The organism is Natrarchaeobius versutus, from assembly GCF_041205745.1.
In the GTDB taxonomy this organism is placed as follows: domain Archaea; phylum Halobacteriota; class Halobacteria; order Halobacteriales; family Natrialbaceae; genus Natrarchaeobius; species Natrarchaeobius versutus.
Map to the genome: position 1 here is coordinate 305,569 of NZ_JBGFCC010000003.1, position 14,363 is coordinate 319,931.

At 64.1% G+C, this 14,363-nt stretch carries 11 protein-coding genes and 1 tRNA gene; 8 read left to right on the forward strand and 4 right to left on the reverse strand.

Annotated features, from left to right (window positions below):
* Positions 1-28: 28 nt before the first annotated feature.
* Both AB7C87_RS09450 and AB7C87_RS09455 read right to left on the reverse strand, forming a co-directional pair.
* Positions 29-640 (reverse strand): DUF447 domain-containing protein, encoded by a 612-nt coding sequence (locus tag AB7C87_RS09450; protein WP_369729183.1) that lies wholly within the window; start codon positions 638-640, stop codon positions 29-31.
* Positions 637-1,488 carry a triphosphoribosyl-dephospho-CoA synthase gene (locus AB7C87_RS09455; RefSeq protein WP_369729184.1) on the reverse strand — a complete coding sequence of 284 codons (852 nt, stop codon included), beginning with the start codon at positions 1,486-1,488 and terminating at the stop codon, positions 637-639. The genes AB7C87_RS09450 and AB7C87_RS09455 overlap by 4 nt, the downstream gene beginning before the upstream one ends.
* A gap of 131 nt (positions 1,489-1,619) precedes the next feature.
* Here AB7C87_RS09455 and AB7C87_RS09460 point away from each other — a divergent pair, with 131 nt between their 5' ends.
* Together AB7C87_RS09460 and AB7C87_RS09465 are read left to right on the forward strand one after the other, a co-directional pair.
* Entirely contained in the window at positions 1,620-2,555 is a 936-nt protein-coding gene (locus AB7C87_RS09460) for an HhH-GPD family protein (RefSeq protein ID WP_369729185.1), read from the forward strand.
* Between the two features lie 72 nt (positions 2,556-2,627).
* The gene (locus AB7C87_RS09465) at positions 2,628-3,215 is read left to right on the forward strand and encodes an NADPH-dependent FMN reductase (protein ID WP_369729186.1); all 588 of its coding nucleotides are present in this window, start codon (positions 2,628-2,630) and stop codon (positions 3,213-3,215) included.
* A 6-nt stretch (positions 3,216-3,221) separates the two neighbouring features.
* On the opposite strand, the gene AB7C87_RS09470 is transcribed toward AB7C87_RS09465, so the two are convergent.
* On the reverse strand, positions 3,222-3,866 hold the full coding sequence (locus AB7C87_RS09470; protein WP_369729187.1) for a hypothetical protein: 645 nt from the start codon (positions 3,864-3,866) through the stop codon (positions 3,222-3,224).
* Positions 3,867-4,185: 319 nt separating this feature from the next.
* Between AB7C87_RS09470 and AB7C87_RS09475 the strand changes: the two genes are divergently transcribed.
* From AB7C87_RS09475 to AB7C87_RS09495, 5 genes are all read left to right on the forward strand, one after another.
* Complete coding sequence (locus tag AB7C87_RS09475; RefSeq protein ID WP_369729188.1) at positions 4,186-4,785, forward strand: hypothetical protein; 600 nt, start codon at positions 4,186-4,188, stop codon at positions 4,783-4,785.
* Positions 4,786-5,018: 233 nt separating this feature from the next.
* Positions 5,019-6,080, forward strand: a complete 1,062-nt coding sequence (locus tag AB7C87_RS09480; protein ID WP_369729189.1) for a DNA-methyltransferase — start codon at positions 5,019-5,021, stop codon at positions 6,078-6,080.
* Positions 6,081-6,168: 88 nt separating this feature from the next.
* Positions 6,169-7,851: a gamma-glutamyltransferase family protein gene (locus AB7C87_RS09485; RefSeq protein ID WP_369729190.1), complete on the forward strand. Its 1,683-nt coding sequence runs from the start codon at positions 6,169-6,171 to the stop codon at positions 7,849-7,851.
* 139 nt (positions 7,852-7,990) lie between these two features.
* Entirely contained in the window at positions 7,991-11,137 is a 3,147-nt protein-coding gene (locus tag AB7C87_RS09490) for a GAF domain-containing protein (RefSeq protein WP_369729191.1), read from the forward strand.
* A 114-nt stretch (positions 11,138-11,251) separates the two neighbouring features.
* Entirely contained in the window at positions 11,252-11,551 is a 300-nt protein-coding gene (locus AB7C87_RS09495; RefSeq protein ID WP_369729192.1) for a HalOD1 output domain-containing protein, read from the forward strand.
* A 1,424-nt stretch (positions 11,552-12,975) separates the two neighbouring features.
* Here AB7C87_RS09495 and AB7C87_RS09500 read toward each other — a convergent pair.
* Positions 12,976-13,128 (reverse strand) — tRNA-Met (locus AB7C87_RS09500).
* A 103-nt stretch (positions 13,129-13,231) separates the two neighbouring features.
* Between AB7C87_RS09500 and AB7C87_RS09505 the strand changes: the two genes are divergently transcribed.
* The gene (locus AB7C87_RS09505; RefSeq protein WP_369729193.1) at positions 13,232-14,347 is read left to right on the forward strand and encodes a DUF7115 domain-containing protein; all 1,116 of its coding nucleotides are present in this window, start codon (positions 13,232-13,234) and stop codon (positions 14,345-14,347) included.
* Positions 14,348-14,363: the final 16 nt, after the last annotated feature.

The window sequence follows — 14,363 nt, forward strand, 5'->3', positions numbered from 1 at the left end:
GGTTCGAGTGCTCGAGGGGGGCGTGAGATTACCAGTTCGAGTGTTTACGGACGCGTTCCAGGGCCTCTCGTTCACGCGGACTGCCGGCGCGGTCGACGATCGAGTCGTAGTGTCCGAGGCGCTCGCGGAGGGTCGATTCGTCGTAGCCGTCGACGTCGAGTCGCGAGGCGGCGATCGTCGCCTCGACGACGGCGTTGAACCCGCGGTCGATCGTCGGCACCTCGGTTCTGACGATCGCGGCGTCGGTGGGCTCTATCGCCCACTCCTCCCACTCGGTCCCGTCGTCGGTTCCCGTCTCGACTGAGTCGACTGCTATCCGAACCCAGGCGGTCGCTTCCTCGAGGATCGGATCGTCGATCTCGTAGAGAGAGAGCGCGGCCTCGGCGAAGACGACGGGGTCGTCGACGAACTGGACGTACCCCTCGCCGCGGCGGTGGAAGTTCCGCTTCGTTCGGGTGTTTCCCCAGGTTCTCGCAGTGACGGGATCGCCGGCAAACAGGCCGAGTGCGGCGGCGTTCCAGCGGTCGTTCGGTCCGAGCGTGGTCACGACGGATTCGGTGACGCCCGACAGCGAGATCGGCCAGTCGGCGGCCCGTTCGTCGCCCGCAGTGTCGGTTGGATCGTCGTTCGGGCCGGTCATATTTCGAGAGATCCGCACTCGAGGGCGATGAAGATCCCGGCGGCGGTAACGTCGGCCGTCGTCCCCGGGTTGACGCCGCGTTCGACGAGGTCGTCGGCGAAGGCGTCGACGACGTCGGGGTCCGTCTCGAGGGCGTCGCGCTCGTGAAGTTCGGCCGCGCGGTCGGCGACCTCGCGTGCGGTGGCCTCGCCGTGGCGTTTGACGACGAGTGTGTCGGGTCGCTCGGCGAGCAAGGAGAGAAAGACCGAGGCCGTTCGTTCGGAGGGAGTCCCGCCGGCGTCGGCGAGTCGTTGTGCGGTGAGAAACGAGCGCTCGAAGCCGTGGGTCCACTCGCGGGCGACGTCGTCGCCCGGGACGCTTCTGTCCATAACGTCGAACAACGTCAGGCCCCGCTCCTCGAGGGTCGGGACGGCGTCGGATCCGCGTCGGACGTCGAGCGGTTCCATCTCTGCGGGCGGATCGGAGACGAAGACGTCGACGTGCTCGAACGCCCGGTAAAACGCCGCGGCGTCGGCGACGGTCGTCCCCTCGACGACGGATTCGACGACCGGTTGGGAGACCGTTTCCCGCGTCGCGCGAACCAGCGGAACGAGCAACAGCAACGCGCCGAACTGGGTGTTGTCGCCCCCCTGGGCGGCCATTCCGTCGACGGCCCGTTCGAACGCCGGTCCGACCGACGCGCCGTTGGCCGCCATCTCGAGGCCGTCACGAGCGCCGACGGCGCCCGCGAGGAAGTGTTCGAATCGCAGGTCATCGAGGTCGCGTCGGCGGTCGACGTTGCCCGGTTTGGGCGTGCCCGCGACCTCGAGGAGAAGCGCCAGTTCCGCGTTCTGTGCCGGCGGTCGCATGTGCGTCGATGCGGCGCCGGGGGGCTTAGAAGTAGGGTTCTCGCGCCGGCGTCTGGACGTCACCGATTCGGCCCGATCGCCGTCGCTCTCGAATCATCACGGCTAAACGGACGCCGTCCCAACGGCCGTCGATGACCGGCGAAGCCGAGGAGGGAGACGACGCGTGGGACCTCCCCGAGGATCTCGAGGCGGTTCAGAAGGCGCTGATCGCGTGGTACGAGGACGACCACCGGGAGTTTCCGTGGCGCCGGACCGACGATCCGTACGCGATCCTCGTCAGCGAGGTGATGAGCCAACAGACCCAGTTGGGGCGGGTCGTCGAGGCCTGGGAGGAGTTTCTCGAGCGCTGGCCGACCACCGCGGAACTCGCGGCGGCCGACCGGGCCGACGTGGTTGGCTTCTGGACGGACCACAGCCTCGGCTACAACAACCGGGCGAAGTACCTCCACGAAGCGGCCACCCAGATCGAGACGGAGTACGACGGCGAGTTTCCGGAGACGCCCGAGGAACTCGAGGAGCTGATGGGCGTCGGCCCATACACCGCGAACGCGGTGGCGAGTTTCGCGTTCAACGCCGGCGACGCGGTGGTCGATACGAACGTCAAGCGAGTCTGCTATCGGGCGTTTTCGATTCCCGACGACGACGCGGCGTTCGAGGGGGCGGCCAACGACCTGCTCCCGGAGGGCCGATCGCGGGTCTGGAACAACGCGATCATGGAACTCGGCGGCGTCGCCTGCGGGCAGACGCCTCGCTGTGAGGAGGCCGGTTGTCCCTGGCGCGAGTGGTGTGGTGCCTACGCGAGCGGCGATTTCACCGCCCCCGACGTTCCCACGCAACCGAGCTTCGAGGGAAGTCGCCGGCAGTTTCGCGGGCGCGTCGTCGGAACGCTCCGGGAGTACGACGAACTCGAGATCGATCCGCTGGGCCACCGGATCCGGGTCGATTACGCTCCAGACGGCGAGTACGGTCGCGAGTGGCTCGAGGGACTGCTCTCCGACCTCGAGGACGACGGGTTGGTCGAGGTCGAAAACCGAGATGGCGAGACAGCCGCCCGGCTCCGGCGGTAACCGTTTCGACTCACCGTCCTCTCGTGTCAGTCGGTGCGAATCCATTTGCGTTTGCAAGCCGTGGACCAACCAATGACTGACGTCCACGTCGTCGGTGTCTGTGGGAGCCTCCGTGAGGAAAGCGTCACTCGCGTCGGAATCGAGCGAGCGCTCGAGTCGGCCGAGCGGGCGGGTGCGAGTACGGAACTGGTCGATCTCGTGGAGTACGACCTGCCGACGTTCGATCCGGATCGCAAGCGCGAAGCGGCCGGCGACGCGGAAGCGCTGGCCACACGTTTGCGGCGCGCCGACGCGATCGTCCTCGGCTCGCCGATGTACCACGGCTCGTACTCCTCGCCGCTGAAGACCGCACTCGACTACTGTGGATTCGAGGAGTTCGAAGAGACGACCGTCGGCTTGCTCGCCGTCTCCGGTGGATCGTTTCCGGTGACGGCACTCGAGCACATGCGATCGGTCTGTCGCGCGTTGAACGCGTGGGTAATTCCCCACCAGGCGGCAGTTCCGAACTCGCACTCGGTACTCGAGGACGGCGCGTTCGCCGATGCGAAACTCGAGGAGCGAATCGCGACGCTCGGGCGACAGGCGGTGCAGTACGCGACGATCGAGCCGGATCCGGACTCCTTCGAGAGCGATCAGAACGTCGGCGCGGAGGGCAAGTGATCGACGTCAGGACTCGAGGAGGCGTTGGAATCGTCGCTGGTGTGCGACGAACGCGAGCACGCCGAAGGCGACGGCGGCGAGTTGGATGGCCTCGATGCGGACGACGAGCGTCGTGGTGTCGATCGAGATCGGTGGCGAGACGAGGGCGAGATCGACGAACCAGACCGACGCGAGAAGCGCGGCGCCACCCAGGGCCAGCAACGTCGCCGACAGGATGGGTGTGACCTCGAGTTGGGCGGGCGGGCGAAGTCTGAACACGTACCGTTCGAAGAGAAACTGGGCGACGAGTGCGCCAACGAGGACGAGCGTCGCGACGGCGAGACCGATCGGGCCGCCGATGGACTGTGCGACGAACAGCCAGACGACCCAACCGGCGGTCATGGCCAGTGCGGCACCCAGACGCCAGGGCCGGATCAGTTCGTCGAGGTCGCTCGTCGCGACGCCGAACAGCCCCGTCCGGAGCAAGGAACCACAGAACAGTATCCCGAGTCCGGCGAGTGCGGTCGATGTCGACGGGGAGCTCACGAGGAGGAGAAACCAGACGCCCACAGCGAGCGTTTCGACCGCCGCGGCGACGAACGCGACGCTGACTCCGACGACGCGTCGCCGGGTGGTTCGGCCGAGAACGCCGGGCTGGCGAATAACGCTCATGGGGGATACTCGCACAGGGATGGTTTCGTTATGCGAGACATTACTCTGACAGAATGCCCGCGGTTCGTGAATATATAGTCGGTTAACAGTACGTTTCTCCGACCGTCGTCGGTTCGAGACCGAATCGCCCCGATCTCGCGTTCACGCGCGACGGTGTCGTTCTCGGTGCGTTCGGCACGGCATTCGTCCGTCTTTCCGGGATAGAACGGCGGCTTCTCGTCAGTCGGCCGTGGAAACGTTGGCATAACTCCGGGACGAATTCGCGAACACGTCGAAACGTTGGACAGAACTATGTACGGTGATGTGGTCGTGGCGGATTATGCCCGAAACGGAACAACAGGACAGTACGTTGTCCGAGCTTATCGTCAAAGAGGCCGTAGAGAAAGGACTCGACAGCCCTCTTCGCGACTCTATCCTCGAGGCGGTCGAGGAGGCCGACGAGCGACCGGCGGGTCGAACGCTCCCGCTTGCCGGTGCGGTGTTCGGACTCGGTACGGCGATCGGATACCTCGCCGGTCGATACGGTCCCGACCTCGAGGAGACGTCGTTCGAGGACATCGAGGAGCCCGAGATCATCGAGGAGGTCGTCGAAGAGACGGACACCGAAACCGCCGCGGAGTCGATCGAGATCGACGAGGAGGTCGAAGACGACGGCTCCTCGAGTCGCCTCCCGAAACTCCTGCTCGTCCTCGGTGCGGTGGCCGGGATCGCGCTCTTGCGACGACGGCTCTCCGAGTCGGAAGACGATGAGTGGGAGCCGATCGAGGAGTTCGAACCGGCGACGAGCGTTGGAACGGACGAGGAATCGGACGAAGACGAGGCGGAACTCGAGGAGCGCGACGCCGAGGACGGTGAAGGCGGCGAGGTGGAAGAAGACGACGAGGAAGACGAAGGCGAGGCGGACGCCGCCGAGGAGTAGCGTTCGTCGACACGCCTCTTTGGGTCGACACGGCGGGCACGAACTGACGCCGGCCCCGCTGATACGGCCTGATGTCACTGACATCGACTGTCGTACCGATATGCCGCCTCAACTGCGACGGTCTTCGATTGCACTGCAACTGGCCGGCCAATCCTGGCGGGGGAGCGTAACGCCGGCGGCGTCCCGTCTCGCTACGAAGGAGCTAAGGGGGCGACGCCGACAGTGTGAATCCAATGGAGACGATTCACCGCGTCTTCGTCGGCGACTCCCGGGAACTCTCTGCCGTCGCCGACGACTCCGTCGAACTCGTCGTTACCTCTCCGCCGTACCCGATGATCGAGATGTGGGACGACCTCTTCGCCGACCTCGATTCGTCCGTCGCCGACGCCCTCGAGTCGGGGGACGGGCGCGAGGCGTTCGAGGCGATGCACACCCAGCTCGATCGGGTTTGGGACGAACTCGAGCGCGTGTTGGTCGACGGCGGCATCGCGTGTGTCAACGTCGGGGACGCGACGCGGTCGCTCGACGGGAGCTTTCGCGTCTACCCGAATCACGCTCGGGTACTCGAGGCGTTCGAGTCGCGCGGGTTCGATCCGCTTCCGGACGTCCTCTGGCGGAAGCCGACGAACAGCGCGGCGAAGTTCATGGGAAGCGGAACGTTGCCGCCAAACGCCTACGTGACGCTGGAACACGAGTACGTTCTCGTCTTCCGGAACGGAAGCGACAGTCGGAGTTTCGAACCCCGTGCGGATCGCCGGTACGAGGCGGCATACTTCTGGGAGGAACGAAACCGGTGGTTCACCGACGTCTGGACCGAGGTCCGAGGGGAACTCCAGACGCTCGACCTCGAGGACGCCGCGGAGTTGCGAGAACGGTCTGGAGCGTACCCGTTCGAGATCCCCTACCGGCTGATCTGTATGTACTCGACGTACGGCGACACCGTCCTCGATCCGTTCTGGGGGACCGGGACGACGACGCTCGCCGCGATGTGTGCCGGGAGGGGGTCGATCGGCTACGAACTCGAGGAGGCGTTTCTCGAGGCGTTCGACCGCCGGATCGACGACGTCCCGGCGATGTCCCGGTCGATCGGCTGGGCGCGACTCGAGCGTCACCGGTCTTTCGTCGAGGAGTATCGTGCGGAGGGGTCGACGCTCGACTACGACGCGGAGTACTACGACACGTCCGTCGTCACCAAGATGGAGCGGTCGATCCGGTTTCGCGAGGTCGAATCGATCGAGAACGTCGCGGACGGCTATCGGATCGAACACGAACCGCTCTCGGACGCCTCCGAGTGAGCCAACCGACTCGATGGCGGGACCGAGTACTTCGCGGTTCGACCGGTTGCGACTAGCATTTTTTGACTGTTCGCGCGCGTGGTCCACTATGGTATTCGATTCCGGAGACGACTCGATCGACCTCGATCGGTTCGACTCGAGGCGTTCGACGGCGTACGCGAACCGCGGCATGGTCGCGACGAGCCAACCGTTGGCGGCCCAGGCGGGCGTCTCGATTCTTCGCGACGGCGGCAACGCCTTCGACGCCGCCGTGGCGACCGCAGCCGCGTTGAACGTCGTCGAACCGACCTCGACGGGACTCGGCGGCGACGTCTTCGCGCTCTACCGAACCGCCGCCGGCGAGGTCGGCGCCTTGCGGTCGTGCGGCCCCGCACCGGAGGGGGCGACGATCGAGACCGTTCGGGACGCACTCGAGACCGCAGACGATCCTGGTCAGTACTACCCCGACTCCCGCGGCTACGCGGTCGACGGGGAGGGGAGTGCGGACGACCTCGGGATGCCCTTCCTGGGTCCGCACGCGGTGACCGTCCCCGGGACGGCCCGCGGGTGGGAGACGACGGTCGAACAGTTGGGACGACTCTCGCTCGCGGAGGTCCTCGAGCCCGCGATCGGGTACGCACTCGAGGGCTACCCCGTCTCACCGGTGATCGCCCACCACTGGACGGGTGCAGAGGAGTTGTTCACCGACCAGAACGCCCGAGAGGCGTACTTGATCGACGGCGAGAGTCCGGATCCGGGCCAGACCGTCCAGCTCCCTCAGCTTGGGCGCTCACTCCGAACGATCGCCGATCGAGGCGCTGACGTCGTCTACGAAGGGGAGATCGCCGACGCGATCGTCGAGGAGGTGCAGTCGGCGGGCGGGTTCCTGACCCACGAGGATCTCGCCGGGTTCGAACCGGAGTTCGTCGATCCCGTCACGACCACGTACAACGGGACCGAGGTCTACGAACTCCCGCCGAACAACCAGGGGCTGATCGCCCTCGAGGCGCTGAACATCGCCGAGGAGATCGGTGCGGGCGATCACGCGTACGAGTCGCCCGAACGGATCCACGCCTTCGCCGAGGCGACCAAACTCGCGTTCGTCGACGGCCACCACTACGTCACCGATCCCGACTACGAGTCGATTCCGCCGCTGGCGTCGAAAGAGTACGCTCGCGAACGCGCTCGAGCGATCGGCTCCTCGCCGATCACCGATCCCGACGTCGGCGTTCCGAACGCGAACGCCGAGGACGCCGATACGGTTCTGTTGACCGTCGGCGACGAGGAGGGAAACCTCGTCTCCTACATCAACTCGCGGTTCGCGGGCTTCGGAAGCGGGTTGGTCGCCGGCGACACTGGAATCGCCCTCCAGAACCGCGGTGCATCGTTCTCGCTCGAGCCGGCTCATCCGAACAATCTCGAGCCCGGAAAGCGACCGTTTCATACGCTCGTCCCGGCCCTCGCGAGACTCGATGCGGACGACTGGCTCGCGTTCGGCGTGATGGGCGGGTACATGCAACCACAGGGTCACGTGCAGGTGGTTTCGAACGTCGTCGACTACGGGATGGACCTCCAGGCGGCGCTCGACGCACCCCGCTGGCGCTACCGGGAAGACGGCGCACTCGGCGTCGAGGAGCGATTGCCGAACGCGACGAAGCTCTCGCGAGCGGGCCACGACGTAAGCGTCATGCCTCCGGTGATGTTTGGCGGCGGACAGATCGTTCGCCGGCGGGAGGGAGTGCTCTCGGGTGCGACCGAACCTCGGAAAGACGGCGTCGCGATCGGCTACTGATACGGATTGTTGTCCCTGTTTCCCGGCGAAACCCCATGCGGATCGTGGGTTCTCCGGTACTGACGTACTTCGTTGCGGGTGTGGTGTGCGGAGCCGAGACCGACGCGAGGTTTTTACTTTCGCGGAACACAGCGGAGGTATGAACCGCAGTCTCGAGCAATCGAGGCAATCCTCACCTCGCGTTTCCGTCGTCGGCTCCTCGGAGTGGATACGGGCCGCGACGGCGGCGCTCGAGAGTAGTTCGCTGGTAGTCGACGTCGCAGACGGGGTAGCCGACCTCGAATCGCTCGAGGCTGCCGACTGTCTACTCACGGACGATCGGGACGTCCTCCCTCGGCTCGCCGGCGGGATGCCGACCGTCTACGCCGGCGAATCGTCGGAACTCGATCGGGCGCCACTCGACGAACTCTTCGGTGACGGTGTCACCGAAGTAGTCGCCGTCGAGACCGAGGTCGTTCCATCCGTTCTCGAACACCGGATTCGGCGGGCGATCGACTGTTCGTCCGCCCCGGAGTTCGGGAACCGTCCTGGGTGGAACCGGGAACTCCTCGAGCACAGCAGGGACGCACTGGTCGTCCTCGACGAGACGGATCGAATCACCGCGGTCGTTCCGCCGGCCGACGGGTGTGGTTCGATCGACACACACGATCTGGTTGGGAGTCGAATGGTGGAGACGATTCACCCGGACGACAGAGGCCCCGTCTCGGAGACGCTCGATGCCATCCGAGGCCGCGGGTCGGGCTCGACCGCAACGGTCGAATACCGGTGTCTCGAGGGCGACGGCCGATCGGTCTACGAGGCATCGTTCACCAACCGCCTCGACGACGAGGTCATCTCTGGGATCGTCGGATCGATCCGGGACGTTACCGACCACCACCGGGTCGAGCGAGAACTCGACGAGTCGTTCGACCGGATCACCGACGCGTTCTACGCGCTCGACTCCGAGTGGCGCTTTACGTACGTCAACGATCGGGCCATCGAGGACGTCGAGTTGGATCGCGAGGAACTGCTCGGTCGAGATATCCGGGCGGTCTTTCCGGAACTCGAGGGATCGCCGCTCGAATCCGCGGCGTTCGAGGCGATAGACCGACAGGAAACGCGGTCGGTCGAAGCCTACTTCGAACCGTACGACGCCTGGGTCGACGCACGAATCTACCCGTCTCCCTCCGGGGTCTCGATCTACTGGCGGGACGTCACCGACCGCGTCGAGCGCGAGGGAAAACTCGACGAACGGACCGAGCGCCTCGAGGCGCTGATCGAAAACGTTCCGGTCGCAATCTTTGCCCTCGACGAGAACGGGACGGTCACGTTCGCCGAGGGACGGGTACTCGACTATCTCGACGTCGACACCGACGAGTTGATCGGCGAGTCGATCTTTGCCATCTTCGAGGACCACCGGGCCGTTCGGGCCGATTTCCGTGCGGCTCTGGACGGATACCGAATCGACACCCACAGACGAGTCGGCGATCGGGTGTTCGACGCGTGGTGTCGACCGATAGCGACCGACGGGGACGTCGATCGAGTCATCGGTATTGCCGTCGACGTCACCGACCGCGCCCAGTACCAGGAGGCGTTGTCGGCATTACACGACGCGACGAGTCACCTGCTGTCCGTCGACTCGAAACAGAGTGCGTGTGAGTACATCGTCGACGTCGCTTCGGACGTCCTCGATCTCGAGGGAGTCGTATACCGGTTCGACGACCGATGTAACGAACTGATCCCGGCGGCTCACTCTCCCGGACTCGAGGAGATATTCGGTTCTCCACCCCGCCTTCGCCCGAACGAGGACAGCATCACCTGGGACGCGTTCGTCTCGCGATCTCCAGCCGTTTTCGACGACGTTCGTACCTCGGAGGTAGTCTACAACGAATCGACGAACGTTCGAAGCGGGCTCTACCTTCCACTCGGCGAGCACGGGGTGTTCGTCGCCGCTTCGACGAAACCCGGACGATTCGATCGAGATACGGTCGAACTCGCACAGCTGTTCGCGACGACGGCCGAAACCGCCTTCGACCGGATCGGTCAGACCCAACGCCTGCACGACCGTGAACGCGAACTGAAACGACAGAACGAACACTTAGCGCGATTGAACGAGACGAACCGAATCCGACAAGACATCGAACAACTGCTCTTGATGGCTGACTCCAGAGAGGAGATCGAACGTGGAATCTGTGACTGTCTCGCCGGTCTCGAGACGTGTTCGATGGTCTGGATCGGAACGCCCGATCCGAGTGGCAATCACCTCGAGATGCGCTCGATCGCGGGTCGCGACCGCGGCTATCTCGACTCGACGACGGCCACGACCGTCGACGACTCCGCGGCCGAGCCGACGGGTCGAGCCGCGCGAACGGAACGGCCGGTGTACGTCGAAAACGTCGCCGATTCGGTCCACGACGGCGCGTGGCGCGCGGAAGCACTGTCACAGAACTATCAGTCGGTGTACGCGGTGCCGCTCGTCTACGACGGGTTCCTGTACGGCGTTCTCTCGCTTTACGGCGACGAGCCGTCCGCGTTCGACGATCTTCTTCGTTCGACGTTCGAAGAACTGGCGGAGACGATCGCCTACACGATCGACGCGGTCAAACGCAAAACCGCGCTCCTCGGCAACGACGTGACCGAGATCGAACTCGAGGTCGTAGACGACACGACCCTCTCACGGCTTTCGACCAGACTGAACGCTCGGGTCGAACTCGAGGGGGCGACGACTCGCGACGAGACGACGGTCGCGTTCGTCTCGGTCGATTCGCCACTCCAGCGGGAGACCACGGCGCTCGTCGACGAAATCGAGGGGCTTCTGGACGCCTCCGTTCTCGCGGCCAACGACGACGAAACGCTGTTGCAACTCGAGATTGTGAATCCGTCACTCGGGTCGGTCGTGACCGACCACGCCGGGTCGGTCCGAGAGTTCGTTTCCGACGAGACGGAGACGGTCGCGGTCGTCGACGTTCCAGCATCGATCGACGTCCGCGAGGTAATTTCGGCACTCAACCGTCGGGACATTCCCGTCTCGATGACTGCCCGTCGTGAACAGTCCGGGCGCGATGCGGCAGTGCTCGGCGCCGCGGGTCGAAACGCGTTGCTCGAGCGGCTCACCGACCGCCAGCGAGAGGTCGTCCAGACTGCCTATCACAGCGGGTTCTTCGAGTGGCCGCGGCGAACGACCGGCGAAGACATCGCCCTCTCGATCGGTATCTCCTCACCGGCGTTTCACAAACACGTCCGATCGACCGAACGAAAGCTCTTCGAGGTACTCTTCGACGAGGGAGCACTAGGCCCGGATGGTTAATCACTTAACCCCCACCTCCTTTCGACGTTACACAGTTAACGATTAGGCTCTTTGCAGGAACCCTCGAAGGAGGTACTGTCTTCCCATTACACGTACTGGGGGTACGTTATACCAATGAACGAGATGACTTCGGACTCTCCGTCGACGCACACGGGGGACCACTATTCCGTACAATACGATCGACTCGACGATGAACCGCTCAGCGTTGCCGTTGCCGACGCGGTCGCGACGTTCTGTAACATGAACGTCACCGACCTCGACCCGCTTCACTACGCGATCAACGCGGACGCACTCGAGCGACTCTTCGAACCGCGTGCGAACGGCCTCCGTTCGGAGGGGTCCGTCACGTTCGAGTACAACGATTGTCTGGTGACAGTCACCGCAACCGGCGAGATTCTGGTCGAACGACCGTAGCTCGGTATCCCGACCATTTTAGCAGGCGACACAGCCAGCGTCGGCATCGTTCGCCGAGCGCCGCCGTTGAGTGTCTTTACCGGACACCGCGGCTCCTGGAAGTATTCACGATTCATATTTCGGCCAACAAGTTTACGTACTGGTCGGTCGAACGTTCGCGTAGACGGGGGTGGGGGGATCTCGCCGAGGGTAGTTCCTCCGAGGATTTCACCCCCGTCTGAACCGCTCGCGTACACCCATACGAAAGCGGTACGGTACCAGTGGTCGACGGGGAAACGGACGACAGTCGTTGCCATAACGGATCGTCGTTCCAACGTCCGAAAACGACTCTTCCCCGCCGACAACACTGTCTTCGCGGCGAGTCGATATCGTTTCTGATCGGCGACAGAGTTGTCACCCGATTCCGATTTTGCGTTTCGACCAGGTTTGACTTCTGAGCCCTCCTCACACCCTAACGCACCATCTCGAGACGTCCCGTTCACACCAACGTGGCGTCACCGACATCGTTCAAACGATCAATAATTTTATAATGATACGCTCAATCCGTTATCATGCGAGGTCCGGGGGTATCGTTTCGTTTCCAACGTGGGTACCGGCACACGGTATTCAACCCCCTCGCACGGCAACCGTCCGAATGCGAATCGGACGTCATCCGTTGGCCAGTACGGTCGTGGAAGCATCCCCACCCCTTCCACGACACGACCGCCACGCGTCGAATCCCACCGAGAGCGTTCGCTCCGTCTACCTATCGGAACAACTGATAAGTCATTGCACACCCGCTTACGATAGTCTCCCCGGAGACCGGTCCGTTCGTCCGGTCTCCGGTCGCTGTCTGTGAGCGGTGCGTAACTCGTTTCAGTTGTGAGTTTCTCGTGTTCTTCTCAGCGGTGGTCACTCCTGGTAGCCGGTGGGTCCACGACTCGAGGCCAAACGTGGCCGTTGGAGCCGACGTCGCCCAATTCGATAGTTGGACCAAGAAGCTTACAACTTCCTCGGCGAACTCTCGTCTTGGAGGGCCGGCGCCTCGTCGTCGCCACCCACCTGACATGCCCCACTCCTTCCCTGACTCAGGTTCGGCCCTCCCACTCTGTTCGTCCGAACTCGCGTGGCGAGTTTCCGTTCTCGAGAGAGCATAGCGAAGACGGACGGCGACGGATTCGCCGTCCCGTTCGACACCGCTTTCGGGCTCGTCGCTTCCTGCGGTGCTCGAGGGTGTGAGGAGGGATCTGGTTCGTACTTTCAGATTCGAACACCAGTCGCCGGGGAGGGCTCCGACCCACGGAAAGACTCGCTTCGCTCGCCTTTCCTGCCTTGCGTTCGCTTCTCCGCCGCTCACGCAAGACCACCGGGTTCGTCGCCCCGTTTCGGGCACTGGCCTTCAGACTCGTCACTCACTGCCTTCGTGACGTCGCGTAAAAAGCCAGTGCCCGGGGAGGGCTCCGAACCCTCGATCTCCGCATGTCCCAGGTTCGAGGCTCGGCAGAGTCCTCGAGGGACACGGAGGCTTCCAAGGCGAAACCGCACCGAATCTCTGAACCCTATGAGTGCGGCGCTATGTCCAGCTAAGCCACCCGGGCTCAGTTGCTGGTAGTCGCGTGCGTTTCTTTAAGCTTCTCATTCGACGCGGCCGTGTAACGGGGACCCACGGATTTATCACACGCCCTTACGAACTACCGCGACATGAGCGTTCCCGGAATCGTCCAGTCTACTCTCGACGACGAGGAGATCGCGGCGGAAGTTTCTCTCGGCGGCGAGGACACGCTTTTCATTACTCCAACACGTACGCTCGTCTACCGTGCAGAGGGACTGCTGAGCGACGAATCGGTCGACGACTTTCCACACGACGCAGATCGCTTGACGCTGTCGGAAGGGCGGCGAAAGACCAAGTTCAGCCTCGAGTACGCACTCGAGGGGAGTCGCGAATTTTCCGTACCAGCGAGCAAGACCGATTCGACGTTACACCCCGTCCTCGCGGGCGTGTTAAACGGGAACGGAATCACGGAACCCGGCGAGACGGTCGTCCAGACGTACCGGTTTAGCGAGTTGACGATCATCATCACGAGCGACCGACTCGTCAAACACATCGGCGGCGCCGTCTGGGACGAAGATTACGAGGAGTATCACTTCGAGGACGTGACCAGCCTCTCGTTCGAGGACGGAAGCGTCGCCACGCAGATCGTCCTCGTCGTCGACGGTCGCCCCCAGCGGATCAAAGCGCCCAACGAGGAGGCAAACGACCTCCGGGAACGACTCAAACGGGCACTGTTCGACTACCACGACGTCTCCTCGCTCGAGGAGCTAAACGAACGGGTCGGCGACGATGCTGAGGAGGACGATCGGGCGGACGCGTCGATGGACTTCGGCGACGGCGTCGAGCCGCTCGATGCGAACCCACCGGAACCCGAGGACCGCGATATCGAGACGCCGGACGAACCGACAGCGGAGACGGTCGATCTGACCGCCGATGCTCACACGGAGCGAGAACGCGGCGGCGAGGCTAGTAGCGACCCCGACCCCGTTCCCGATCGGGGCCGGGCGGAAGCCGGATCGGACGACGGCGCCGGTCAACGGAGAACGGCGACCGTCGAGACCGGGAACGTCTTCGAAGGCTCCGCTGACTCCGGCGGGGCCGCGGCTCAGCAGACGATCGAACGACCCACCTCCGAGGGACCCGACCCGGAAGTGATCGAGCGTCTCGAAAACCTCGAGGCGGCAGTCGATCGCCAGAACGACCTCATCGAAGCCCAACAGGAGACGATCGATCAGCTGATCTCCGAACTTCGCCGCGGCCGGTAGCCGATCGTCCGACGGC

What these genes read in the sequence shown, in the direction of transcription:
- AB7C87_RS09450 (WP_369729183.1), bottom strand. Translation starts at nt 640, where the DNA reads ATGACCGGCCCGAACGACGATCCAACCGACACTGCGGGCGACGAACGG.
- AB7C87_RS09455 (WP_369729184.1), bottom strand. Translation starts at nt 1,488, where the DNA reads ATGCGACCGCCGGCACAGAACGCGGAACTGGCGCTTCTCCTCGAGGTC.
- AB7C87_RS09460 (WP_369729185.1), top strand. Translation starts at nt 1,620, where the DNA reads ATGACCGGCGAAGCCGAGGAGGGAGACGACGCGTGGGACCTCCCCGAG.
- AB7C87_RS09465 (WP_369729186.1), top strand. Translation starts at nt 2,628, where the DNA reads ATGACTGACGTCCACGTCGTCGGTGTCTGTGGGAGCCTCCGTGAGGAA.
- AB7C87_RS09470 (WP_369729187.1), bottom strand. Translation starts at nt 3,866, where the DNA reads ATGAGCGTTATTCGCCAGCCCGGCGTTCTCGGCCGAACCACCCGGCGA.
- AB7C87_RS09475 (WP_369729188.1), top strand. Translation starts at nt 4,186, where the DNA reads ATGCCCGAAACGGAACAACAGGACAGTACGTTGTCCGAGCTTATCGTC.
- AB7C87_RS09480 (WP_369729189.1), top strand. Translation starts at nt 5,019, where the DNA reads ATGGAGACGATTCACCGCGTCTTCGTCGGCGACTCCCGGGAACTCTCT.
- AB7C87_RS09485 (WP_369729190.1), top strand. Translation starts at nt 6,169, where the DNA reads ATGGTATTCGATTCCGGAGACGACTCGATCGACCTCGATCGGTTCGAC.
- AB7C87_RS09490 (WP_369729191.1), top strand. Translation starts at nt 7,991, where the DNA reads ATGAACCGCAGTCTCGAGCAATCGAGGCAATCCTCACCTCGCGTTTCC.
- AB7C87_RS09495 (WP_369729192.1), top strand. Translation starts at nt 11,252, where the DNA reads ATGAACGAGATGACTTCGGACTCTCCGTCGACGCACACGGGGGACCAC.
- AB7C87_RS09505 (WP_369729193.1), top strand. Translation starts at nt 13,232, where the DNA reads ATGAGCGTTCCCGGAATCGTCCAGTCTACTCTCGACGACGAGGAGATC.